Origin of the sequence: Mucilaginibacter polytrichastri (assembly GCF_001911425.1) — a bacterium.
Classification (GTDB): Bacteria; Bacteroidota; Bacteroidia; order Sphingobacteriales; family Sphingobacteriaceae; genus Mucilaginibacter; species Mucilaginibacter polytrichastri.
The window spans coordinates 1-25,071 of sequence record NZ_MPPL01000002.1 but is presented as its reverse complement, the minus strand read 5'-3'; the positions used below and the strand labels follow the sequence as shown (position 1 = coordinate 25,071).

Genomic DNA, 25,071 nt, shown 5'->3' with positions numbered 1-25,071 from the left:
ACAATAGGGCAAATTAATTCTCATTTTCACTATCCTTTATTGAAAAAAAATAAAAAAAATATAAGAAAAGCAGAAATAAGACTAAAAAGGAGCAAATCTTCATCATCAATTATAGCCCGCAAGTTAGATATAGCTTTATAAACGGTATTATAAACGGTATTTACAGAGACATCGTTGGCTTCTGATATTTCATTATAAGATAAGCCGAGATAAAATTTCTGATATATCATTAAACGTTGCCTTTCGGGCAACTGGTTTACAACATTAAGTAATGCTTGGGTGTATTTAGCGTTGTTGTTATTGTATATGTGAACGGTTTCTACTGAAGGCACCAAAAGAGATTCAGGAAGATCTGTTAAAGCGGCAATATCTTCAGTTTTGATGCTGTCGTCCTTATACAGCTTGTGCAAAAAAGAAGATATCAGATAATTATGATGATTTTTAACGTGCATCAGACGCGTTGAATTTTCCCATATATATAGAAATATTTCGTTTACAGTATCCTGCACCAACACGGCATGAAATCCTCTTTTGTTTCCAATGAAGGAAAAATAATCATAATAATGAGTGTAGATACGCTTGAAGGCTGGCTCACTTGATTGATGAAGGAAAGTGTGCCAGTCAGACGCTAAATCGGATCCTCTTGAAATTTTATCTGGCCAATCGTTCACAACAAAAATTTTACAATTATCTAAGTTAAAGATAATATGGTGATAATATACTATCGTTTATAACGTGATTTTATATGCCAGGGCTCATTTCAGCCTTTCGTTGTCCTCACTGCCGCGCCCAAAAAGCAAAATATTGCTATTACACAGGTCGAATAAAATGTTCCGGACAATACATCAAGGATCCGGACTCCGACTACCTTGAAAATGGACCAGGCGGTTTTTCTGCATTGCATCAAACGTCAATGAAACTTGTTCTTTTTGAATTCGCTTGGCGTACAATCATATTTTGCCTTAAATACCGTTGCGAAATAATTCGGATTGGAAAAACCGATCATATAGGTAATTTCCGCAATGGTATAGTTTTCGTTGATGAGGAGGTGTTTGGCTTTTTTTAAACGCCTGTTCAAAATATAATCGGTAATACTGCAACCCATCAAAGCTTTGACTTTGCGATATAGCTGCACTCTGGAAATACCGATTATTTTACAGATGTCATCAACGTTGAAATGCTCATTAGACAGGTTTTGCTCAACGATCCCTGAAAAATCGTTAACAAATTTTTTGTCGAGGTTTTTCGAATACGGGAGCTTATCCATGTCACCACTGATATCACTGGAAAAATGCTCTTTTAATTTCAACCTGTTCCTGATCAGGTTCTGGACATTAGCCAGAAGGTAAGCAAAATTAAACGGCTTAATGATATACATATCCGCCATGGATTTCAGTCCGTCGATTTGTTGTTCCATACTTGCCTGTGCGGTGAGCAATATCACAGGTATATGAGAAGTACGCACATCCGATTTCAACTTTTCTACGAGTAATTTTCCGGTTATACCTGGCATCATTACATCCGCAATAATGAGGTCAGGGACTTTTTCAAAGGCTTCATTTAAAGCCGCATTACCATTGGCTGCGGTATAGATATCATATTGTTCTGATAATTTTTCTTTGAGGTAGGAAAGCAGTTCAGCATTATCTTCAGCCAGTAACAGGGAATATTCTTTAGGAGTACCAAACGCCTCATTTAATTCAAGGTTACCTATTCGTTCCAGGTCAGCCTGGTAGATCTTCGACTTTTCACTGATTTCATCGTGGCTTAGGGGTATATTTGATTTTTGTTGCTCATTAAACTGCTGCGCTCCTAAAGGTAAAGTAACAGTAAAAGTTGTTCCCTTCCATTTTTGACTGTGAACATCAATTGTGCCGCCATGAAGCTGAACAATCTCCTTGGAAAGTGAAAGTCCGATACCCGATCCCTGGCCTTTATGATGTTCGACCTGGTAAAACTGGTCAAATATTTTAATTTCCTCATCCGGGCTCAGACCAACCCCGCTATCCGCTACGTCAATATAAACCTGAGATTCGTCTTTCCTGATATGAATGCGGATCTGTCCCTTTTCCGGACTAAACTTGATCGCATTAGACAAGAGGTTAAAAAACACCTTATCAAGCATATTGACATCAAACCAGGATTTGATTTCTTTTTCCGCATGGGAAAATTTAAGTTCGATCTTTAATTTACCGGCATGATGCTTGAAACTTTCTACGATATCTCTTAAAAACTCGACCAGATCGTTCTCTGAAACCAGTAATTGCTGCTTATCATATTCTACCCGGCGGTAATCGATCAACTGGTTGACCAGGCGCAGCAAACGGTAAATATTTTGATGCACCATTTTAAGCTGGCGCCCTGCAATCGCGATGATCTTTTCGTTTTGAAAAAGTTCTTCTATTGGTGATAGCATGAGCGTCAATGGCGTACGGAATTCGTGTGAAATGTTAGTGAAGAAATTAAGTTTCGCCTCGGTCGCTGCCTCCGCCAGCACCGACATTTCCATCAGTTGATTACGTTGTTCCAAAATCTCGGTGTTTTTTACCTCCAGGCTTTTATTGATCTTCCGGTTTTCCATCAGGAAGTAGAACGCCAGCCCACCCAAAATTATGGCAAGAACTAATGTAATGATGATTATATTGAGTACGACCTGCTGGCTGTTATAAACCGCTTCCTGTTCTTCCAGCAACCCTTTCTGTTTTTCAATATCCTTTTGCTGGTTGCTAATCCTGCTCCATTGCATTTTCATTAATTGTACATTGGTGGAGTCAATCACCAGTGATTGCAGAATATGCTCCCTTTCGAAAGATTCTTTATTAAGGATGTGGAACGCGGTAGTAATGGCTTCTTTTCCACCTGTAGGGTAAAGCAAACTGGCATCCAGTACCTTTTCAGAAACCATCTGCAACCCGCCGCCGGGGCCAGGCAAGGCATCGATACCGATTATCTTCGTAGTTCGCGGCAAACCTTGGCGGTCGAACACTTCGCGTGCACCGCCGCCCATCACGTCATTATGCGCAAATACCGCATTTACGCCAGGAAGAAGATTGTTTATTTTGACCAATTGATCCTCGGCATCTTTTTTGAGCCAATTTCCATATACCTTGCTTATAATCCGGATATTTTTGTACCTGCGGATTCCATCCTCGAAACCACGGTCGCGTTCGATGGCTGGCGAGGAACCGGGAAGCCCCATAATTTCTAATAAATTAACATTGCCTTTCAAAGACGCGCCAACATAGGTCCCGGCCATCAAACCGAGCTGATAGTTATCTGCACCCACATAAGCCGTGTATAAGGATGAAGCGGTTTTTCGGTCAATAACAATCACAGGAACACCTTTATTATAGGCCTGTTCTACTATTTTCGTTAGTGGTCGGGCTTCATTGGGTGAAATGATGAGCAGATCTATGCCTTTATCCAGCATTTTTTCTACCTGATTCACCTGTTTATCACTGCTCCCGTCGGCGTCGGCGTAAATGAAGTCAGCACCGGGGTGCAGCGAAAGCTCCATTTTCATCTCTTCCAGCATTGTCTTTCGCCATTGGTCAGACCCCACACATTGTGAAAAACCGATAATATATTGTGATTTTTTATTAACTGGCCTGCACCCGAAGACGGAGAGAACAAGAACAAGTGACAATATGGTCCTAAAATACCTCATATAAATAGTACTGCATAATTGGATATGATCAACAAATAGCGGGCGAGATCTCCGCAATTGGTTGGCGGGATACGTTTCTATTGTAAAAATAATCATAATGAAGCGGCATAACAAAATTGGCGCTTGCAACGCGTGATAAGCCCTGTATCTAAATATGTAACCATACAAGAGATGGGCGTAACAAAAACAAAGATTTCTATAATTTATACATTGCCATTAAAATTTAAGAGCCTTAATTTCAATCACTTATAAAATTGTTCAAATTTTGAGATTTTTGGTACAAAAACATTCACCAGCTGTGCTGTAATCGGCCTACTTTCGATCTGTTAACCAATTAACACCAATAATTTATGAGAAAACATTCCGTCCTGGCTTGGTCCATGGTCGTAGCCCTTGGTGGCTTTCTGTTCGGGTTTGATACTGCTGTGATATCAGGAGCCGAAAAATCTATCCAACAATTCTGGCATTTATCCGTAGTGGAACATGGTCTTACCATTTCTATCGCTTTAATAGGCACAGTCATTGGTTCTTTATTAGGTGCACGTCCGTCAGACCGGTTTGGACGAAAAAATACGCTGTACTTCGTAGCAGCGGCTTACCTGCTCTCTTCTATTGGTACCGCTTTTGCTGACAATTGGTATATATTTTTAGCATTTAGGTTGCTTGGCGGGCTGGGTGTAGGCGTCTCCTCCGTAACAGCTCCTATTTACATATCAGAGGTATCACCTGCCGATAGCCGGGGCAGGCTGGTGGGCTTGTTCCAGTTCAATGTGGTATTAGGTATATTGGTTTCCTATCTTTCCAACTACCTCATCAGCCAAGGCGGTGAAGCCTCCTGGCGCTGGATGCTGGGAGTCCAGGCGTTCCCCTCCCTGTTATTTTTAGTATTGATCTATTTTATACCGGAAAGTCCGCGCTGGCTTATTCTCAAAAAGGGTCAGACTGCCAAGGCCCTCGAAATTCTGCGGATCATTAACCCACTGAACTGTGACACTGAACTTGCTGCGATCAGCGGCTCTAAACTGACTGATCAGGGTAAAAACGAGAGCCTTTTTTCAGGTCAATACAAAACACCTGTTGTATTGGCCATTCTATTCGCTTTTTTCAACCAGGTATCAGGCATTAACGCCATTATTTATTATGCGCCACGAATATTTGAAATGGCAGGACTTGGCGCACATTCATCCCTGTTATCAACGGTTGGCCTCGGTGCCATCAATTTCATATTCACCTTGCTTGCTATTAATATTATAGACAAGGTAGGACGCAGGATATTAATGCTGATCGGATCTGTTGGATTAATCGTTTCTCTTTTCCTGGTCGCTTACACCTTTTTCTCCGGTCAGCTTAATGGTTTTGCCATCCCGGCCTATATGATGCTGTTTATTGCTTTTTTTGCTTTTTCACAGGGAGCGGTTATTTGGGTGTTCATTTCTGAGATATTTCCAAACCAGGTGCGCGCAAAAGGCCAAACCCTCGGTAGCTCTACCCACTGGATCATGGCGGCGCTGATCGCTTTTTCCTTCCCTTATTTCGCCGAGAAGCTGGGCGGTACAGTAACATTTTCCTTTTTCGGAACGATGATGATCTGCCAGTTGATTTTTGTCTGGAAGTTCATGCCTGAAACCAAAGGAAGGTCATTAGAGCAAATCGAGACGAATATGGTCATGCATTAATATTTACAATAATGAGTTTAGAAACAAATACAATTACACCGGCCATTTGCTATGGCGAAATACTCTGGGATGTTTTGCCTGATGGACCGCAGCCGGGAGGCGCTTTACTGAATGTATCGTACCATTTGAATAAGCTGGGGATGCCAACCAGTCTGGTAAGTAAAATCGGCAATGATGAAAATGGTCAAAAACTGGAAAGCCTGCTGGATGTGTGGGGCATCAAAAAACATTTGTTACAGGTAGATGCAGAGCACCCAACCAGCGAAGTAATTGCCAAAATGAACAACGGGAATGAAGTGTCTTATGAGATCATTTTCCCGGTGGCCTGGGATTTTATCGTTAACAGTCAGACTATCAAAACACAGATCAAGCCATCAACTTATTTCGTTTTTGGAAGCTTGGCATCGAGGAACAGCGTTTCACGCGACACTTTGTTTGAGCTGCTGGAGAGTGATGCTATCAAAGTTTTTGATATTAATCTGCGGCCCCCGTTTATTAACCGAAACCTGCTGGAAGATCTGCTGAAAAAAGCCGACATCGTTAAGTTCAACCAGGCTGAACTGGAAATGGCGCAGGTGTTATTCAGGGGCTCATACTGGAACGAGGCTGCCCAGATCCGGTTTATCCAGGATCATTTCAATATTCCGGAGATCATCGTTACCAAAGGGGAATTTGGCGCTTCCTATTACAATCAGGATAAGGCCTATCATGTTGCGGGCAAAGAGGTGGAAGTAGCAGATACCATAGGATCCGGAGATTCATTTTTGGCAGCATTTATCGCAAATCATTACCGGGGAGAAACACCACAGACCTTATTAAAAAATGCGATAGCGATGGGCGGCTTTATTGCAACAAAAAAAGGCGGTTGTCCCGAATATACTATAGACGAATACATCGCTTTTAGGAATAAAATATTCTAAAGAACCTATATAACCAATAGAAACCAAATAACTGAGAAATGAGAAAACTATTACTACTATGCGCCCTTCTTTATGCCTGTTGCGGTACAAGCTATGGGCAGTCCCGAACGATTACCGGGACAGTCAGTGATCAAACCGGGCACCCACTTGAGGCAGTGACTGTAACCGTACTCGAAACCCAAAAATCTGCATTAACTGACAGTAAAGGTAAATTCAGCATCGCTGCACAGAATGGCCAGAACCTGAAATTTAGCTACATCGGTGCGCAACCGGGCAGTTTGCTGGTCACCGCTGAAACCAGGTCAGCTAACATCACACTTGATATGGTATCCAATAACCTCAATGAGGTTGTAGTTACCGGCTATCAGCAGGAACGTAAGAAAGACCTTACCGGTGCGGTAACGGTTGTCAATGTAAAGGATATCCGGGATATCCCTGCCGGAAATGCGATTAAGGCACTCCAGGGCCGTGTTCCGGGTGTCACTATATCAACAGACGGATCACCTGCAGGTAACGTAGCCGTAAGGATCAGGGGAATCGGTACTTTAAACAATACCGACCCGCTGTATGTAATTGACGGCGTGCCTACCACCCGCGGCTTACAGGAATTAAACCAGGAGGATATCGAGTCGATACAGGTATTAAAGGATGCTGCATCGGCATCAATATACGGGTCAAGAGCCGCCAATGGTGTGATCATCGTCACTACCAAGAAAGGAAAGACCGGAGCCAACCGTATTAACTTTTCGGCAACAACTTCACTTCAGTTTTACGGCAGCAAGCTTAATGTATTGAACACGCAGCAGCGTGGCGAAGCATATTGGCGGGCGGCTGTCAATGATGGATCCAATCCGAATAATAACAGCACCTACCAATATGATTGGAATGGCAATTATAATAACCCGGTGTTGAATAAGGTATTGTTACCGGAATATTTGGATGCCGCGCGTACCTTAAAACCAGCGGATACCCATTGGTTTGACGAAATTTCCAGAACCTCTGTTTTACAATCCTATAATTTAACTGTGTCTAACGGCAGTGAGAAAGGCAATTCTTTATTCTCTCTAGGATATTATGATAACCAGGGTATCATCAAAGAGTCGCGAGACCAGAAAATTACAGTAAGATTTAATTCTGACTATAACTTTTTCAATAACCGGTTAAAGATTGGGGAAAACTTCAATGCGACCTATATGCGCGATGTGTTACTGCCTACTACGGATATTACCAGCCTGGCATTGATTGACGAACCGGCTACCCCTGTTTATGATATCAACGGCGGCTGGGGCGGCCCTTCAAACGGCATGGCCGACAGACAAAATCCCTTACGTTTGATCGAGGATAATAAACAAAATAAAAATAATTTCGGCAAGGTATTTGGAAATGCGTTCGCGGATCTGGCTGTTTTACCTAACCTGCATTTCAGGTCAAATTTTGGCGTAGATTATGCCATCAACTATGCCCGCACCATCCGTAAATCATATGTATCTGGCTTTTTAAATGATCCGTCTAACCTGGTCAATACCAGCGGGACTTACGACGGAAGTTTAACCTGGCAAAACACCCTGACCTATAATTTGAATTTCAAAAAAAGCAAGCTTGACTTTTTGCTTGGACATGAGCAGATTAAAGTGGTCAATCAGAACTTTTCTGGCAGCAGACAGGGGTACGCCATTGAAAATTATGACTATGCTTACCTCAATGCAGGCACAACCAATGTGCTCAATAGTGGCGGCGGGGCAGGCAACTCACTGCTTTCTTTTTTTGGAAAAGCCAACTATGTGTTTAATGACCGTTACCTGGCTTCCGTTACTTTACGCCGGGACGGGTCATCCCAGTTCGGTATTAATAACCGCTATGGCTATTTCCCGGCCGCATCTTTGGGATGGCGCTTAAGTGAGGAATCTTTTTTCAAGAACAAAATATCCTTTGTTTCCGACTTAAAATTGCGTTATAGCTGGGGCCAGACGGGAAACCAGTCCGCTCCGAATTATGCCACCAATACTTTATATGCCCCGATCTACGGCACCAACATCACCGGTTTATTTGACGGAGGCACCGCCTATGATATCGGCGGTTCTGGAACAGGACAGTTACCGTCGGGCTATGTACAAACCCAGCAAGGCAACGCTAACCTGAAATGGGAAACCGCTACGCAGAACAACTTTGGACTGGACTATGGCATGTTCAACAATTCGCTGACCGGCTCTTTTGATTACTTTATTAAAAACACGACCGATATCCTGATCACTCCGGCATACCTGGCTGTAATAGGTGAAGGCGGAAACCAAACCGCAAACGGGGCTTCGGTTAAGAATACCGGGTTTGAGGCTATGGTGAATTACAATACTAACCTGGGCCGGGACCTAAGTATAAATATCTCAGCTAATATATCCGCCTACCGTAACAAAGTGACCAAACTGCCGGAAGCGGTACTTACCTCTTATCCGGGTAACGGAACCGACAAGAACATTTTAGGCCGGTCCGTGAATTCCATCTTTGGCTATGTAGCTAACGGACTTTTTACTACGCAGGCAGAAGTAGATAACTCCCCTGTACAACCCGGTAAGGGCCTCGGGCGGATCCGCTATAAAGATTTAAATGGCGACGGTGTAGTTGACAATAAGGATCAGGATTATATCGGCAGTTTCGACCCAGATTTCAGTTATGGCTTTAATGCCGGCGTCAAATATAAAGACTTTGATTTGACGTTCTTCTTACAGGGCGTACAGGGTAATAGTGTGTACAACACCTATAAGGTACTCACGGATTTTACTTCATTGCAACCCGGTGCCAATTGGGGGAGCAGGGTGCTGCAAGCCTGGACCCCACAAAATCCGAATTCTACTATCCCGGCGCTTACTACTGTTGACCGTAATAATGAAGGCCGCGGGTCAACCTATTTTGTAGAGAATGGCTCTTATCTGAAGTTAAGGAATATACAGTTGGGTTACGACCTAAAGAAGGCGTTAAAGGGTCTTAAGATCCGTGATGCGCGGGTATTTATCCAGGCGAGTAACCTTTTAACGATCAAAAGCAGCTCTTACAGCGCTACCGATCCGGAAAATGCTGTTAATAATTTCCCGATACCCATCGTCACTACCTTGGGTGTTAATGTGACCTTTTAACTTGAAAAAAGATATCAAAATGAAAACAAAAATATTGATGGCCGCAGTGCTGATCTGCCTGCTGTTCGCTTCCTGTAAAAAATATTTGGATGAAACTCCGCAGGGTTTAATATCCAGCGATGAATTAAATACACCCACGAATGTCGACAAGATGGTGATTGCCGCCTATTCGGCATTGGGCAACGATTATTGGGCCGCCCCCTATACCAGTATGTGGGCCTATGGCAGCATCCGGAGTGGTGACGCCTATAAAGGCGGCGACGGAACCGGCGATGTTTCCGACTTTCATGCCTATGAAACGTTCTCCCTTAACCGTGTCGATCTCGGGACCACAGATAATACCTGGTACCGCCTATATATCGGCGTTAACCGGGTAAATGATGCCTTAGGCAGGATTAACAATATGACCACAGCGGATTATCCCAATAAAGTGGAACGCCAGGCTGAAATGCGTTACCTGCGTGCACACTTTTATTTCCTGCTGAAGATCCTTTACAAACGTGTACCTTATATTGATGAAAATATCCCGAAAGCAGGATACGATACGGTATCTAACCGGACCTATACAAGCGACCAACTCTGGACTAAAATCGCGAATGATTTCAGTTTTGCAGCCGCCAATTTACCTACCAAACAAAGTGATATCGGCCGTGCCAATAAATTCGCCGCAGAAGCTTACCTTGCCAAAACACTTCTTTACCAGGCGTACACACAGGACGACAATAATAACGTAACCAGCATTGATAAGGCGAAGCTCACACAAGTTAATACTTTGTGTGATGATGTGATCAGTTCAGGCCAGTATGGTTTGCTGGCCGATTTTGCAGATAATTTTTTACCAGCCTTTGATAACAGCAAGGAATCGGTATTTGCAATTCAGTATTCCCTAAATGACGGCACCCCACAGGGGCGTGTGGATAACGGTCATTCGCTGGATTATCCGATGGTTTCTCAGTATGGGTGCTGCGGTTTCCATGTGCCAAGCCATAACCTGATCAATGCTTTCCAGACAGATAATAGTGGATTGCCCCTTTTTACGACGTTCAACAATACGGATATTGAAGCAAGCGGTGATTACTTTACCAGTTCTTTTGATCCGAGAATTGACCATACGGCTGCCATCCCTGGACACCCCTATAAATACAAAACAGATTTTATTTACCAAGCTACATGGTCAAGAGCGCCACAGGTATACGGTCCGCTGCTGAGCATGAAGGAAACTGTTGCTTACGACGACCCTACGTTTAAAAAGTTCGCTCCTTTTATGTCGAGTTCCAAAAACTGGGCGATCATCCGTTATGCCGATGTGCTGCTGATGAAGGCAGAGACACTAATTGAATTGGGCCGTGAGATGGAAGCTTTACCCTTAATTAACCAGGTGCGCCAGCGTGCGGCCAACAGTACGGCCTTGTTAAAACAGGCCGGCGGCGGAGCGACATCAAACTATAAGATCAGCACCTATCAACCGGGCGTGAACTGTGCCTGGACCAATGATTATGCCCGCCAAGCCATAAGATATGAGCGCAGAATGGAATTCGCGATGGAAGGTTACCGTTTTTTTGACCTGGTACGCTGGGGCATAGCTGCCGAATATTTGAATAGCTATTTCAATGCAGAAAAATCAAGGGTGGGACAATTACAGGATGCGGTTTTCAAAAAGAACCGTGACGAATATTTACCTATTCCCCAAAACCAGATCAATTTTAGTAAAGGGCTGTATAAACAAAATTCAGGTTGGTAACAATTAAAAAGACAAAAATGAAATCAACAATATTAAAAAACGGGATTTGGCTCTGTATACTGGGTTTTATCCTGGTATTATCGGCCTGTAAAAAAAATCAATCAGACCTGGTTTTAAATACGGATGTAACTATTTCAGGTTTTACCGCTAATGGAGTAAACGGGAAGATCAACGACACCACAAAGGTGATCAGCATAGTTTTGCCTTTCGGGTCGGATGTTACAAAAATTAAGCCGTCTCTAAAGGTTGCAAACGGCGCAAATGTTTCTCCGGCATCCGGTGAAACCGTGGATCTATCACTCCCGACTGCCTACAAGGTTATCAATGGGAATATTTATAGTAATTATACCGTTAAGGCATCTGTTGAAACAGCTTTCCGGGCATTTAAAATTGATACGGTTAGCGGCGTTATCAATGACATCAGTCATACTATTACGGTAACAGTTCCGCCGGGGACTAGCGTTAGTCATATCGCGCCGTCTATTACCTTGTCACCGGGTTTAACCATCAGTCCGGCAATCGGCACCCCGCAGGATTTTACCCAGCCGGTCAAATATACGGTAACTTCCAGCGTAACTTCCGTTGCATATACCGTCAATGTTACCGTACTGAACGCGATACCTTACATCGCCTATATCGGGACGGCTCCTAACCGCAGCGGTATCACCAATCCTGATGAAAAGGCGGCTGCTGATTGGTTATTTACCAATTATACGCATGCTGAATATGTTTCATTTGACCAGATCAACTCCGGTGCGGTCAACCTCTCTAAATATAAAGTGATTTGGTGGCACTATGACAGCGGGCAGTCGTTGCCTGATATTTCCAATTGGGCGAATGTGCTGACTGCTTTAAAAGCCTATTACGCAGCGGGAGGAAATTTCTTCCTGACCACTTATGCGGTTCAGTATTTACCGTCCTTAGGCATCATACCGCAAGGTAAAGGGCCAAATAACGTTTTCGGGGATGCTTCGCCCGGCATTGATACGAACAATGACTGGGGGATCTCATTCAATGGAAACGCATCCAATCCATTATTCCAGGGCCTGACGCTTAGCCCATCCAATCCTACCACTGCCTATTTGCTCGGCAAGGGAACAGAAAGGGAAAATCATACCGCACAATGGAAGGTAAGTGACTGGGGTGGTTATACCAATACGGCCGGCTGGCAGGCGCAAACCGGTGGTATAGCTTTGGCATCAACCGATGGGTCAACCACGGACAATACGGTCAATATTGCTGAATTTCTTTCCAAGAACAACAGTGGTAAAACACTGGTGATCAATTTGGGCGCTTATGATTGGTTTAATGAGCCTGACCCGAATAGCAACACGCCAAGTATTGCCAACCCGTACAAGCCTAACATTATTAAACTAACGCAAAACGCGATTGGTATTTTAACCCAATAACTGTGTAAGCCTTACCTCTTGCGAGGTAAGGCTTTTAAAAATATATGATGATGAAGAAATTGATAATACTTGTCTTGCTTAACGCCGCACTGGTATCATGCAAGAAAGATAGCACCAAACTGGTGCCTTATGATCCGTCCGCACCGGTATTTGCCATATATCCTGCGCCTTTTAAAGGTTACGTAGGAGATGTTATGCCATTTTACGATAATAATACATTTCATTTGTTTTTCCTGATGGATTGGCGTGACAACGCGCCACAATATCATCCCTGGTATAAATTCACAACTACCGATCTGCTGAATTACACCAACAAGGGACAAATGATCGGTTATGGAAGGGCTGATGAGCAAGACTATACTTTGGGAACCGGTTCGGTAATTAAACAGGGAAATGTCTACTACGGATATTATACCGGTCACAACTACCTGTTTCTAAATACCGCCCGCCCACAGGAAGGTATTTTATATGCTACCAGTGCGGATTTGAATACCTGGACAAAAAAGACGGAATTCCTGATTACGCCACCTGCCGGATACGATTTTAATAATTTCAGGGATCCGAATATATTTTTCAATGATGCCACGCAAGAATACTGGATGGTTGTGGGTGCAAGAAAAAATAATGCAGGTGAACTGGTTTACTATACAACCAAAGACCTGGCTTCACCTAACTGGGCCTTTCAGGGTACTTTTTATGCGCCCAATAAATACGATATGCTGGAGTGCCCTGATATATTTAAATGGGGAACCTATTGGTACTTGGTGTTTTCTGATACCAACCTGGAGAATGCTACGCATTACCGGATGAGCACGTCTCCGTCTGGTCCGTGGATAACCCCGGCAAACGACCTGCTGGATAGCAAATACTTTTATGCCGCCAAAACAGCGTCAGATGGGAAAAACCGTTATCTTTTTGGCTGGGTACCCACCAAAAGCGGCTTTGCCGACAATGGCACCAAGGATTTTGCCGGCAATATGAGCAGTCACCTGCTTACCCAGAATACAGATGGTACATTAGCTGTTTCCGCTCTGGCTGCCGTCATCCAGGCCTTTACTAAAGCGAATAATATTACCACATCGACCAAGACCAGTGATGTCACAACATCCGGCAGCGATTACAATTTGACCTCCGCATCTTCGTTAAGCTATGCTTTATTTGGTAGCATCAATGGTTCTTACATGATAAGCGGCACGGTCAACTTTACGGCAGCACCTCAAAATTTCGGCATTTTGCTGGGTAGCAATACCTATGCCAGTCAAACCTATAAATTAGGGTTTCAGAACGGAAATATGGAAAGCGACAGGGTAGCATCAGGTAACACGACTACGGAGTCTTCTGTTCCCTTTATACTTACAGCGGGCAAAGATTATAACTTTAAAGTCGTCATCGAGAACTCCATTGCTACCTTGTATGTAAATGATCAGGTGGCCTTAAGTACCAGGATCTATTCGCTGCAAAATCAATCCTGGGGTATATTTTCGAGCAACGGATCTGTCGTCTTCAAAAATTTAAAATCATTTGGTTTAAAATAACGATTTAATCAAACCGCAACACCGCTATGAGAAATAGAAAATATTACTTTTTACTGGCGCTTTCCATGGCCGTGTCATCCTTATTATATGCGCAGGAAAAGAATACCCAAGCTTACCAGGCACAATACCGGCCGCAGGTACATTTTTCGCCCGCCCAGCATTGGATGAATGATCCTAACGGTATGGTTTATTTTAACCATACCTACCATTTATTTTTTCAATACTACCCAAATGATATTATATGGGGCCCAATGCACTGGGGACACGCAGTGAGCAAGGACCTGATTCACTGGAAGGAATTGCCTATCGCTTTATACCCGGATAGCCTTGGGTATATCTTTTCGGGCAGTGCTGTTGTTGATTCGAACAATACTTCGGGGTTCGGTAAAAATGGCCAAATACCACTGATAGCTATATTTACCCATCACGATCCGAAAAGAGAGGCCGAAAAACGCGATGACTTTGAGAACCAAAGCCTTGCCTTCAGTTTGGACGGTGGGGCAACGTGGACGAAATATACCGGCAATCCGGTTCTGAAAAACCCAGGTATCAGGGATTTTCGCGATCCGAAAGTGATGTGGTATGCCCCGGAGAAAAAATGGATAATGACGCTGGCCACCCAGGATCGAATTTCGTTTTATTCGGCTCCTGATCTAAAAAACTGGAAAAAAGAAAGTGAGTTTGGGATAAAAGCGGGTGCGCATGGTGGCGTATGGGAGTGTCCTGACTTATTCGCGCTAAAAATGAGTGGAAAAACCTATTGGGTACTGGTGGTAAACCTTAATCCCGGTGGACCCAATGGAGGTTCTGCTACACAATATTTCATAGGCGATTTTGATGGAAGTAAGTTCATTCCTATTGATAACCGCACAAAATGGCTGGATTACGGTCCGGACGAATATGCTGGGATTACCTGGAGTAATACTGGCGAGCGTAAAATATTTTTAGGTTGGATGAGCAACTGGCAATACGCCAACCAAGTTCCAACCCAAGCCTGGCGTAATGCTACGACCATACCGCGTGAACTTAGCCTGCAACTAAGCAAAGGAGAAATTTTACTGGCATCTAAGCCGGTGCCCGAACTTAAAAACATCGCAGAAAAACCGATCGCGTTAAAACAACGTTTAGTTAACCATTCTCTTGATCTTTCATTATATACCAATAAACTTGGAAGCCGGTATATCTTAAAATTGACACCGCGCACCTTAAAAGATTATTGCCTCAGGCTGTCAAATACAAAGGGAGAAGAACTGCTTATCGGTTATGATCCAGTCAAAGATCAATATTACATAGACCGGACACGGGCAGGAAAATTGGATTTTCAAAAAAACTTTTCAGGTCGTTTCACCGCGCCACGACTAACCCTTGCTAAAAATTCAGATATTAATATCGTGGTTGACAAATCATCTGTTGAGTTATTTGCTGACGGAGGTTTAACCACCATGACCGCAATTTATTTTCCAACCGAGGATTTCAATAACCTTGCTATTAAAACAAGCGGGCAATTAACCCTCATTAACCTGAGTATTTCCGGGTTAAACCCCATCTGGAAATAAAAGAAAACAGGAGCCATTTCCTGATTATTTAGTTGATATAAGGCGCTTCAGTGAGATCGAAGCGCCTTTCTAATCATCCAACACGGCATCAAGCCGCTTAGTTATTGGGGTATAGGTGTTTTTCGGTTTAGTTTTGATCCGGTTCTTGCCATTTCTAAAATATTTACAATTCATCGTTACGCTTCCTGTCTTTTCTGAAAGAACAACCCAAGATTTATATAGATTGATTCCAGAAAGCTATTCTTAAAATACTATCAAATCAATGCTATTCCACACGATATATTAATAGGCAAAGATGGAAAGATACTTAATGCCGACGCCCCGCGCCCCAGCGATACAAAATTAAAGGTACTGATTGATAAATATTTATAAAAAAATCAGGACACCTAAGTTAGTTATTACTCAATCATAACCAAATGTTATGTATTTAAAGGTTCGATAATATAAGTGGATATTCCGGAAGGTGTGACCAAGCGACTCTGTGCTATTTGGAGCACCGAATTGTGTTATCACTTTAAAAAAATGATAATTATCAATCAATGAATTGATATGTTCAAAGTGTTGCAGAACTGACGGTTCTCAATTCGGGAACGTAGTGATCAAGGGCTTCGGAATGTCCACAAAAATTAGTGATTGAAGTATTTACAACTTAGCCGTAAAGCTTAGCCCGGAATAATAAATATCATGAAGTGTTATCGGGTTGTTTTCAAGGAAAGGCCCGCGCTTGTAGTATGCGGAAGTATATTTCAGAGAGAGCCTATTATTAAAGGTATAACCCAGGATCAGATCGTACATGCTACCCACCCGCTTTTGGTTATTGGTTGAATGAAGTAATGATGTTCCTGAAGGCCCATAAATGCCATCCTCGGCGGATTCGCGCCAGAAGCAATAATAGTCCCCCGTCAGGCTAATTTTTTTTGAAAGATCCAGCCCGCTTTTTAAATGCACCACTAAAATATTGGCTGACCCTACATTATCAATGTACCCATAATAAATGGCTTTCGGATAGATCGGGTTAAATGTTCCCAGAGTTCCATCATTAGGATTTTGGTCACCGCTGGACATGGCCGTCTGTAAGGCAAATATTGGCTTTAACCTTGCGACAAGGTCCTGGTAAGTAAATGTTTGCACCCATTTCCAGGCGAATATGCGGTCACGGTTAAAAGTGCCGAACTGCAAAACACCTTCTGTGTATAAATTCCAGTTTCCAAAAGTCAGCAAGGTACTACCTCCTGCTGTATGTCTTTGTTCTCTGCCTGTTCCCTGGGCAAAGGCAACCGGGCTGCGATCCGTATAAAGATAATACGCTTCCAGCTTGGAAATAACTGCTGCGGGGTTAGTTCTTGTATACCATGCGCCTGCGATCCGCTGATCAGGATCAACCCCATCGTCAAATAATCCCGGATTTGTTTTCATAAGCTTCATTGCGAACAGATCAATACGATCCTTGCCTGTTTTGATGATGAATTTTCCCCCGGCAAAAGACCTGCGTACATTGGCGTCGCGAATGTCCAGTAAGGTCCCCAGGCCGTAATTCAGCGCTTGCACGCCCAGTCGCAGGCTTAAGCGGGTGACGGTATCTATTTTGAAATTATATTCGGCAAAAAGTTCCGTTGAAGCGAGCTTGTTCAGATCCTGAACGGGCCGTGGGCCTCCATTTCTACCATTAACAAAGCTTGATTCCAATTCTCCAAACAGCCTAAAATGGCTGTTATACCGGTAATCTACATGAACTAAAAAACGGTTAAGAAGATAACCGTTTTTATCCTGGGGGCCAATGCCCCAGAGATAATTATCGAAATATTCATAAACTTCCCTTGCAGAACCGCCCAGTGAGATAAAACTTTTATCACCTCTGACCGAAATATGTTTAATATTGTCCAGCATGTTATTTGAACTCGTTTTGGGCCAGTATTCTTCAGCGGCATCTGCCATATACCCGGTACGCAAAGAGTCAGGATGTTGGGCCAATACCTTAAGCGGAACGCAAACCATTATAAATAAAAACAGGAAGACTACAGTAATTATTTTTTTAACTGCTATTAAGCTGCTTGCTTTTAACTGTTTCATCTGGAACATGCCACCTTATGAAAGCGGTTCCGGTTTTGGTGATGCATTATATTTGTCATCCGGTAGCGGAATGAATTCCTTGTTGTCAGTTGGCGGCAATACAATACGGCCCTGCTTCCAGTCTTCTTTGGCTTGCTCAATGCGTTCTTTGCGGGAAGAAACAAAATTCCACCAGATAAATCTTTCCCCCAACGGTTCGCCGCCCAGCATCATTAAAGTACTGTTTTCCTTTGCCAGGATCACCGGATCGACGCCTTTGGTAAAAACTAGCATCTGTCCCGCAGGGTAGGTAATACCCGACAACTCGACACTTCCTTTTACAATATAAAAACCCCGTTCAGCATGTTCCAATGGAAGGCCAAACCTTGCCCCCTGCTCAAGTACCACATGCAGGTAAAACAGCGGAGAGTTTGTCTTGACCTCGTTGCCAAGCCCGTAGGCACTCCCTGCAATAAGACGCATCCAGACACCCTTGTCCGTAAATACCGGCAACTGGTCCGGCGTATAGTTATTGAAAACGGGTGCCGATTCTTCGTCTTTCTCAGGTAGTGCAACCCATGTTTGTATCATTTCCAATTTTCCGCCTGCTAATGCTGCCGGATCTTCAAACCTTTCAGAATGGGAAATGCCGCTGCCGGCGGTCATCCAGTTTACCTCACCCGGGAGAATGATCTGTTCAACGCCCGTACTGTCGCGGTGCATGATCTGCCCGCCAAAAAGGTAGCTGACGGTGGATAACCCGATGTGTGGATGCGGCAGTACATCCAACGATGATACTATCGGGGGCGTGTTCAAAATAGGCCCGGCATGATCCATAAAAATAAATGGGCCTACCATGCGGTGTAACCTGAACGGAAGGATGCGTTTTACCTTCATAGACTCACTGATAGCGGCATCACGGGCTTGAATCACAATATCTAGCATAGGTCGTTGATTTAATTAATATGGTCTAAAATCTATATTATTATAAGCGTTCCTTTTTGATCAGCGGGATAACCTTCGTTCCGATCAATTCAATCGACTGCATTAACTGGGCATGGGTCAGCCCTGCATTATCCATTTGGAAAGTAAACCTTGAAATCCCACCCAATGCCTCGCTGTGTCTCAGTATTTTTTCAGCAACCTGCTCAGGTCCGCCTACCACAAGGACACCTTTTGGGGCAGTAAGCGAATCGAAATGCGGCCTTGTGACCGGTGGCCATCCGCGTTCCTTTCCCAATCTGGTCCAAAGTTCCGCATAACCTGGGTAATAATCAGCGATTGCTTTCTCATTGGTTGCCCCAACATATCCGGGTGAATGCAACCCCACTCTCAGTTCCCCGGGTTTAAAGCCTGCCGCTGTGCCGGCCTTCCGGTACAGGTCAATCAGCGGACGAAAGCGGTGTGTTTCACCGCCGATTACAGCCACCATTAACGGTAAACCAAGAGTTCCGGCTCTAACAAAAGATTCCGGCGTACCGCCGACACCCAGCCAAACCGGTAACTTTTCCTGCAGAGGCCTCGGATAAACCGGCAGGTTATTTAGGGCAGGCCGGAACCTGCCGGACCAGGTGACAAATTCATTGTCGCGTATTTGCAGTAATAAGCCCAGTTTTTCCTTGAACAATTGGTCATAGTCCTTAAGTTCAAATCCGAATAAAGGGTAAGCTTCAATGGACGAACCACGGCCAACGACGATCTCTGCCCGTCCCTTAGATATCAGATCAAGCGTTGCGAAATTTTGATAAACGCGGACAGGATCAGCAGCGCTTAAAACGGTTACAGCGCTTGTTAAGCGTATGCGTTTGGTTCTTGCAGCGGCTGCACCCAGGATAATAGCCGTCGCCGAATCTAAAAACTCTTTTTTGTGGTGTTCACCTATACCAAAAACATCAAGCCCGACCTGATCGGCCAGCTCGATCCTATCGAGCAATTGTTCCATAGCATCCACACTGCTTAATGTGTTATGGGTACCATACATTGCCGAAGCAAAACTGTCTATTCCTATTTCCATGATAGTAAAATTATATAATTAGCTCCAAACCGTTTTATAATCTGGAACTGAAGGCGTTTCGATGTAAAACAATTCACCGTCTACCTCAAACTCCACTTCCAGGTTTTCAAGATTGGAGATTCGAACTGCATCATCTGCTGTTAAAGCCTTTCCATCTATTTTGGCATCGCCTTTTAAAACATAAAAGGTATAACTACTATTTTTATTTAATTGTAAATTATACTTGCTTTTCTGATCGAAAAAAAGACGTTTGATTGATAAACCCGGCGTAAGCACATTGGCAATGCTTCCTTTTCCCACATAAATAATTGTTTTAATTCCATTTTCAATGATCGGTTTAAAATCTTTACTATGATAATCTGTATATGCTGGCGCTTTTTTTACTGCTTCATAAAAATCAGGATCAAACCAAACCTGGAAGTTTCGTGTTCCCTTCGTAATTCGCTCCGAGTGCTGAAGTCCGCTGTTTGATTGAATAACTTGGAAATCTCCTGCTTCTAACGGTGTCCAAACTTGTGTTGCCGTGTCGTAATGTGCTACACTTCCTTCTAAAATAAAAGTCATTATCTCAAACCCCTCGTGCGGGTGCAATCCAAACTCGCTTTGATCAATCGCCCGTGCATGGCTCCAATAAAATATATTGGAATAAGGTTTGACATTATCCGTTGCTCCGCTCGCTACCGGTTTGTTGGCAATGAAATTACCATTGAATATGGTTCTGTTGAACTGGTCTGCTTTTTTTAATATTTGTATCATTTTTATTTACCTTTTTAATGTTATTGAATGGTTACTGATTTTAATTGTATGCACGGTAATCAGGACAGTTAACCCGGAGGAGGGCCGCCGGCAGGTCTGGAATGATCTTCCGGCATGGTCCATAAAGATGAAAGGCCCTACTGTTCTTCTTAGCCGGATGGCAGAATGCGCTTTACCGAAAAGCCAGGAGTTATTATTGCCTGCCTGGATTCAATAACGATATCTACCATAATTAATACATTTACAATTATTGGTTATTTTACGTATTTAAGTTTGATGATTGATAGTCATTTTTACAGCATATTTTACTGGCTTCAAGAGTAGATATAAATAGTATCTTCCTGTTCAATTGAGTGGAATTGCAATCCTTACTGTAGGCCGATAACCTATTACACGGTTCTTACCAGCCGTTTCAAAAAAAGCTTTCGCTTCTATCAGTGCTCCACCCTTGGTAAAATAAGCCAACCCCGGACCGAAGCCCAGCACCCGTTCCCTGGTGTCATCGATGCCAAATTGCTGTTGATAATAGTTGTTGTTCCCGTCATAGCTATCTTGATTCAGCTGTGCCAGAAGATAACCTACGGCCTCAACCCGTAGATTTGGGAATACGGCATAATCTAACGCATAGTTTCCATTATAAAAGGCACCAGCTTTAGCCTTTTGACCAATAACGCGAGTGTTATAATTAAATTGATTTCTTGAACTTATGCTCACCTTATCATTAACCATAAGGGTAAAGGCATGAGAGGCGCCAATCGTATAAGCATGAGAGGAAGCATTAATATTATATTTTTTGTCATAACTACCCACTGGAAGCGCAACAGTCAGTTCGGCACGGTGAGAGAAGGGTTTACCAAATAACTTCTTCCCCGACCATTGAACCGCCGTACCCTGTATAACGTCTCCCAGTACACTAGAATTTACACTTGGTGAGGGGCCTCCAGAATTAGAGGCATTGATTTGCACAACAGGCAACATGAGCATAAATGCTAGCTCCCCACCAAAAACCTTTATAGGTGTTTGGTAGAGCAACTGGTTGATCTGCACAATGGAGTTGATTTTCAAATCTGAATGTGTATCCTGACCCTGATCACCGTAAACCTTTCTGGTCTGGAATACCTGTACATATCCCTGATAGACGAAGCCAGGTTTACCGCCCATTCCGTCAAAAACGTTTGCCATCCCCAGATTTGTGGCTGGTAAAACAGGGTCTTGCGCCGATGCCTTGGCGGAGCACACCATTGACAATATAACAATTGACCAAATCAGGTGGCAATTCATATTTATTTTGTTTATAAATTTCATCGATTTATAATTGTTTTCATTGTTTAGTGCTTCTGATTCTAATTATTTGAAAATAGAAAGCAGAATCAGTTATTTTATTTTTTGATAAATTCTCCGTCAGCTTTTTATGTCCACATCGTCGGCTATAATTGGCGGTGGGAATTTTGAACCAATGGCAAAGTCAGAACGTTTTAAATTTCCCGTCAACTGAAAACCAGCAGAAGTAATTTTGTTCATTGGGTTCGTTGCCATACCCCTATACCATAGATCTATTGACACAGACCTTGTAACCCCATGAACGGTGAGATTACCCTGAAGTTTATATCTGTCTTTACCAAGCTTTTTTATTGAGGTGCTTTTGAAGATCATCTTCGGATATTTTTTCACTTCAAAAAAGTTAGGTCATCTTAAATCATCATCTCTCATTTGCACTTCTGTAGAAATGCTGGCAAGTGGTTTTTATTTCGTCATCAGGTATCGTGAAGTAATCTTTATTTAGCAGTATAAAATCTGCCAGGTTGCCGGGAACAATTTGCCCAGCTCACTATCACTATGCTCGATCCATGTTGGACCTACTGTAAATAATTTGAGAGCTTCCTCTCTTGTCAAACGTTTGTCCACCGCCAGTATTTCAGACCCTGATACAGACTTACCGGTAATCATCCAGCTAATACCAATCCAGGGATTGTATGAGGCGGCCCTGAATCCGTCCGTCGTAATAGCCAGCGGTATATCACTGTCTACCAGCTGTCGTAATCTAGGCGTTTGCAATGCATTTTCAATACCGTATGTTTTTATGAAACCATCGCCGTGAACATCCATTTTAATGTCGAGGGCAATATTGTCCTGTTAAACTGATCTTCTTTTTTTAATATTTATATTATTTTTTGTCCCTTTTTAATGTTATTGAATTGTTACTGATTTTAATTGTATGTAACTTCTTTCTTCAAATTCACCTTTTGTATGATGATTATATAATGCTTGAAATCTGAATTTTAATGACTGATGAATTTCAAAAAATGCCGTACAAATTTGGTATTAAACTTATTAAGCCGTATATATAATTGCAATGGTGGTTTAAAAAAATGGTTGCTTTTATAAAAGCAACCATTTCTTATTGGTCGGAATTTAATGTATCCTTAGGATACAGGATTACATATTATTTTACTGATTTTGCAACTTCCTGAGCTTTATAGTATTGCTCAATAACAGCCTGGAAATTAGGTACCATTTGTGCCAGTATTTTAGCAAAATCTCCGGCTTCTTTCCTTCTCCAGTCTTTCATCAATTCTGGAAGCACGGCACCACAGGTTACCGGGATAGCGCCTGCCTGGGTTAAGCGTAGCATAGCCAGGTTATGAGCTTCAGGCGTGATATCTCCACTGGCATCGGCAACTGCATAAACAGTATAGCCTTCTCCAAGAGCAGACAAGGCAGGATACACTACACATACGCTGGTCCACATACCGGAGATAATGATGGTCTTCTTACCTGTAGCTTTAACTGCATTAACGAATTCTTTGCTATCCCAGGCATTGATTTCTCCCTGTCGGATAACATACTTTGCATTCGGTGCATTGTCTTTTATCTCAGGAAGTGTAGGACCGTTTGGTCCTGTCGGAACTGATGCAGTATAAATGGCGGGGATGTGCAAGAGTTCGGATGCTTTTGCAAGAGCGGTTAGATTGTTCCTTAATTCTCCAACCGGCATACTGTGAACGGTTTGAACTAAACCACTTTGATGGTCGACAAATAAGAAAACAGCATCATCCGGATTGATCAGCGTAGTTTTTTTCTGCTGTGCGTTAGCTACTGTAAAACTCACGCTTAAAACGAATATGATCGATAGCGCTTTTAGAACTGATGATTTGATTAATTTTTTCATAAATTTATTTTTAAAAGTTTTAGTTATTTACTGGCACAAAATTAGACCTTCGCATGCGTCACTGAAATAATGTACCTTATTGAATTGACTTAACCTAGATTAAGAAATAACTAGACTTACCCTGATGACTGATCCAAAATTTGACACCGCCTCCCTCGAAAACCATGTCAAAAACTATGTGAGTTTGAGCGAGGATGAAGTCTTGGTACTAAATTCCCTGGCTCAGTATAAAAAGGTAAAAAAGAATCAATACCTACTCCATGAAGGTGGAATAGCAGCCATGAGTTGCTTTATATTAAGCGGGTGCCTAAGGACTTACCTAATAAACAACAAAGGGATAGAGCACATTCTTGCATTTTCAACGCCTGGCTGGTGGACAGGAAATTTGCAGAGCTTCTACCATGACAAACCGAGCCAGCTGAACATCCAGGCTATAGTTGATACGGAAATCCTATTTTTCACAAAGGAGACTAAAGAAAGGCTGTTGCTATCAGGTGCAGTTTTCGAAAAATACTTCCGGATTTTGACTGAACGTGCATTAATTGATCTTCAGGCACGCACGATGGAAATTCTCAGCCTCAGTGCAGAAGAACGCTATTGGAATTTCTATAACAAATATCCCGACCTGATGATGAAATTACCACAAAAGTACATCGCCGGTTATATTGGCGTCACACCGGAATTCTTAAGTAAGATGAAAAGCAATGGCTTAAGAAAGTCGCAATCTTGATGTCTCGGATCCATCACACAAATAAACGCCGGCAGATATCGTTCCATGTAAAGGCGACGATCTTTGTCGCGTAACCCTCGGAGGGAATATTCATCCAGAGAAAAATGGCTGCTGCTGCTGCTGCGATGGAAACCCCTGGTCAGTTTGGCCTGGAATTACATGGTCAACATCCCCGGAAACAGACGCCTACCCGGCTCGTGTACTATTTCATGCGAAAACTTATCTTTGCCCATTCAAAAACGATAATTTATTTCAATTAAATTCCCGATGGAACAGATCACCAAATTAAAAGAACTCATTGCCTCAGCGGAGGCCGATGCAGCGAAATTCGAAAGTGGCAATAACGCTGCAGGCACCAGGCTGCGAAATGCCATGCAACAAATCAAGGCCACGGCACAGGAAGTGCGGACTGCTGTAACAGAAAAGAAGAACACGAAATAATCACAGTTAACAACTGTTTTGGGAAAGTCCTGCCGTCATCGGCGGGACTTTATGTTTAAGGCCATTACGAATAGCCGTTTCATTCGGAAACAGCGAAAGCTATAAACCTCTTGCCTGAAGCTGTAACCTACCCCCGCCATTGTTCAATGGTCTGAAAATAAACCAGCAACTTAAACTGGGATGACCAAAAATGACCATAACTTACCAATGGCCACGGCTCCGCCGTGGCCGCCGGGGAATTTGACCCCTAAAAGCTATTCGGCGAACTCCTGATCTCCTG

19 protein-coding genes are annotated in these 25,071 nt (G+C 43.0%); 9 read left to right on the top strand and 10 right to left on the bottom strand.

The features are described from left to right. Positions 1-29 precede the first annotated feature (29 nt). Together RG47T_RS25240 and RG47T_RS25235 are read right to left on the bottom strand one after the other, a co-directional pair. Positions 30-671, bottom strand: a complete 642-nt coding sequence (locus RG47T_RS25240; RefSeq protein WP_139235778.1) for an RNA polymerase sigma factor — start codon at positions 669-671, stop codon at positions 30-32. Between the two features lie 239 nt (positions 672-910). Continuing rightward, positions 911-3,646: a hybrid sensor histidine kinase/response regulator transcription factor gene (locus RG47T_RS25235; protein WP_083627592.1), complete on the bottom strand. Its 2,736-nt coding sequence runs from the start codon at positions 3,644-3,646 to the stop codon at positions 911-913. A 371-nt stretch (positions 3,647-4,017) separates the two neighbouring features. Between RG47T_RS25235 and RG47T_RS25230 the strand changes: the two genes are divergently transcribed. From RG47T_RS25230 to RG47T_RS25200, 7 genes are read left to right on the top strand one after another with little or no spacing between them, the layout of a single operon-like run. After that, positions 4,018-5,343 (top strand): sugar porter family MFS transporter, encoded by a 1,326-nt coding sequence (locus RG47T_RS25230; RefSeq protein WP_074493837.1) that lies wholly within the window; start codon positions 4,018-4,020, stop codon positions 5,341-5,343. A gap of 11 nt (positions 5,344-5,354) precedes the next feature. After that, entirely contained in the window at positions 5,355-6,263 is a 909-nt protein-coding gene (locus tag RG47T_RS25225; protein WP_074493835.1) for a carbohydrate kinase family protein, read from the top strand. Between the two features lie 38 nt (positions 6,264-6,301). Continuing rightward, positions 6,302-9,391, top strand: coding sequence for a SusC/RagA family TonB-linked outer membrane protein (locus RG47T_RS25220; protein ID WP_074493833.1), 3,090 nt, complete (start codon positions 6,302-6,304; stop codon positions 9,389-9,391). 19 nt (positions 9,392-9,410) lie between these two features. Continuing rightward, a complete protein-coding gene (locus tag RG47T_RS25215) occupies positions 9,411-11,132 on the top strand; it encodes a RagB/SusD family nutrient uptake outer membrane protein (RefSeq protein ID WP_074493929.1) in 1,722 nt (573 codons plus the stop codon). A gap of 17 nt (positions 11,133-11,149) precedes the next feature. Continuing rightward, entirely contained in the window at positions 11,150-12,541 is a 1,392-nt protein-coding gene (locus tag RG47T_RS25210) for a DUF4960 domain-containing protein (protein ID WP_083627589.1), read from the top strand. 50 nt (positions 12,542-12,591) lie between these two features. Next, positions 12,592-14,076, top strand: a complete 1,485-nt coding sequence (locus RG47T_RS25205; protein WP_074493831.1) for a glycoside hydrolase family 32 protein — start codon at positions 12,592-12,594, stop codon at positions 14,074-14,076. A gap of 26 nt (positions 14,077-14,102) precedes the next feature. Then, the gene (locus RG47T_RS25200) at positions 14,103-15,632 is read left to right on the top strand and encodes a glycoside hydrolase family 32 protein (protein ID WP_083627587.1); all 1,530 of its coding nucleotides are present in this window, start codon (positions 14,103-14,105) and stop codon (positions 15,630-15,632) included. Positions 15,633-16,274: 642 nt separating this feature from the next. Here the strand turns inward: RG47T_RS25200 and RG47T_RS25195 are convergent. The 8 genes from RG47T_RS25195 to RG47T_RS25155 all read right to left on the bottom strand — a co-directional run bounded on the left by RG47T_RS25195 (position 16,275) and on the right by RG47T_RS25155 (position 23,620). Continuing rightward, on the bottom strand, positions 16,275-17,567 hold the full coding sequence (locus RG47T_RS25195) for an alginate export family protein (RefSeq protein ID WP_171972612.1): 1,293 nt from the start codon (positions 17,565-17,567) through the stop codon (positions 16,275-16,277). A gap of 150 nt (positions 17,568-17,717) precedes the next feature. Further along, entirely contained in the window at positions 17,718-18,626 is a 909-nt protein-coding gene (locus RG47T_RS25190) for a pirin family protein (RefSeq protein ID WP_074493825.1), read from the bottom strand. Between the two features lie 40 nt (positions 18,627-18,666). Next, entirely contained in the window at positions 18,667-19,695 is a 1,029-nt protein-coding gene (locus tag RG47T_RS25185; RefSeq protein ID WP_074493823.1) for an LLM class flavin-dependent oxidoreductase, read from the bottom strand. An 18-nt stretch (positions 19,696-19,713) separates the two neighbouring features. After that, positions 19,714-20,451 (bottom strand): pirin family protein, encoded by a 738-nt coding sequence (locus RG47T_RS25180; protein ID WP_074493821.1) that lies wholly within the window; start codon positions 20,449-20,451, stop codon positions 19,714-19,716. A gap of 345 nt (positions 20,452-20,796) precedes the next feature. Then, positions 20,797-21,756 (bottom strand): SphA family protein, encoded by a 960-nt coding sequence (locus tag RG47T_RS25170; RefSeq protein ID WP_074493816.1) that lies wholly within the window; start codon positions 21,754-21,756, stop codon positions 20,797-20,799. A gap of 96 nt (positions 21,757-21,852) precedes the next feature. Next, positions 21,853-22,122 (bottom strand): YceI family protein, encoded by a 270-nt coding sequence (locus RG47T_RS27140; RefSeq protein ID WP_139235777.1) that lies wholly within the window; start codon positions 22,120-22,122, stop codon positions 21,853-21,855. 108 nt (positions 22,123-22,230) lie between these two features. Then, a complete protein-coding gene (locus RG47T_RS25160) occupies positions 22,231-22,557 on the bottom strand; it encodes an amidohydrolase family protein (protein WP_074493812.1) in 327 nt (108 codons plus the stop codon). Between the two features lie 337 nt (positions 22,558-22,894). After that, positions 22,895-23,620: a hydrolase gene (locus RG47T_RS25155; RefSeq protein ID WP_091691002.1), complete on the bottom strand. Its 726-nt coding sequence runs from the start codon at positions 23,618-23,620 to the stop codon at positions 22,895-22,897. 124 nt (positions 23,621-23,744) lie between these two features. On the opposite strand from RG47T_RS25155, the gene RG47T_RS25150 reads away from it, so the two are divergent. Together RG47T_RS25150 and RG47T_RS25145 are read left to right on the top strand one after the other, a co-directional pair. Beyond that, positions 23,745-24,350 (top strand): Crp/Fnr family transcriptional regulator, encoded by a 606-nt coding sequence (locus tag RG47T_RS25150; RefSeq protein WP_074493810.1) that lies wholly within the window; start codon positions 23,745-23,747, stop codon positions 24,348-24,350. Positions 24,351-24,617: 267 nt separating this feature from the next. Further along, a complete protein-coding gene (locus tag RG47T_RS25145) occupies positions 24,618-24,791 on the top strand; it encodes a BF3379 family histone-like protein (RefSeq protein ID WP_074493808.1) in 174 nt (57 codons plus the stop codon). Positions 24,792-25,071: the final 280 nt, after the last annotated feature.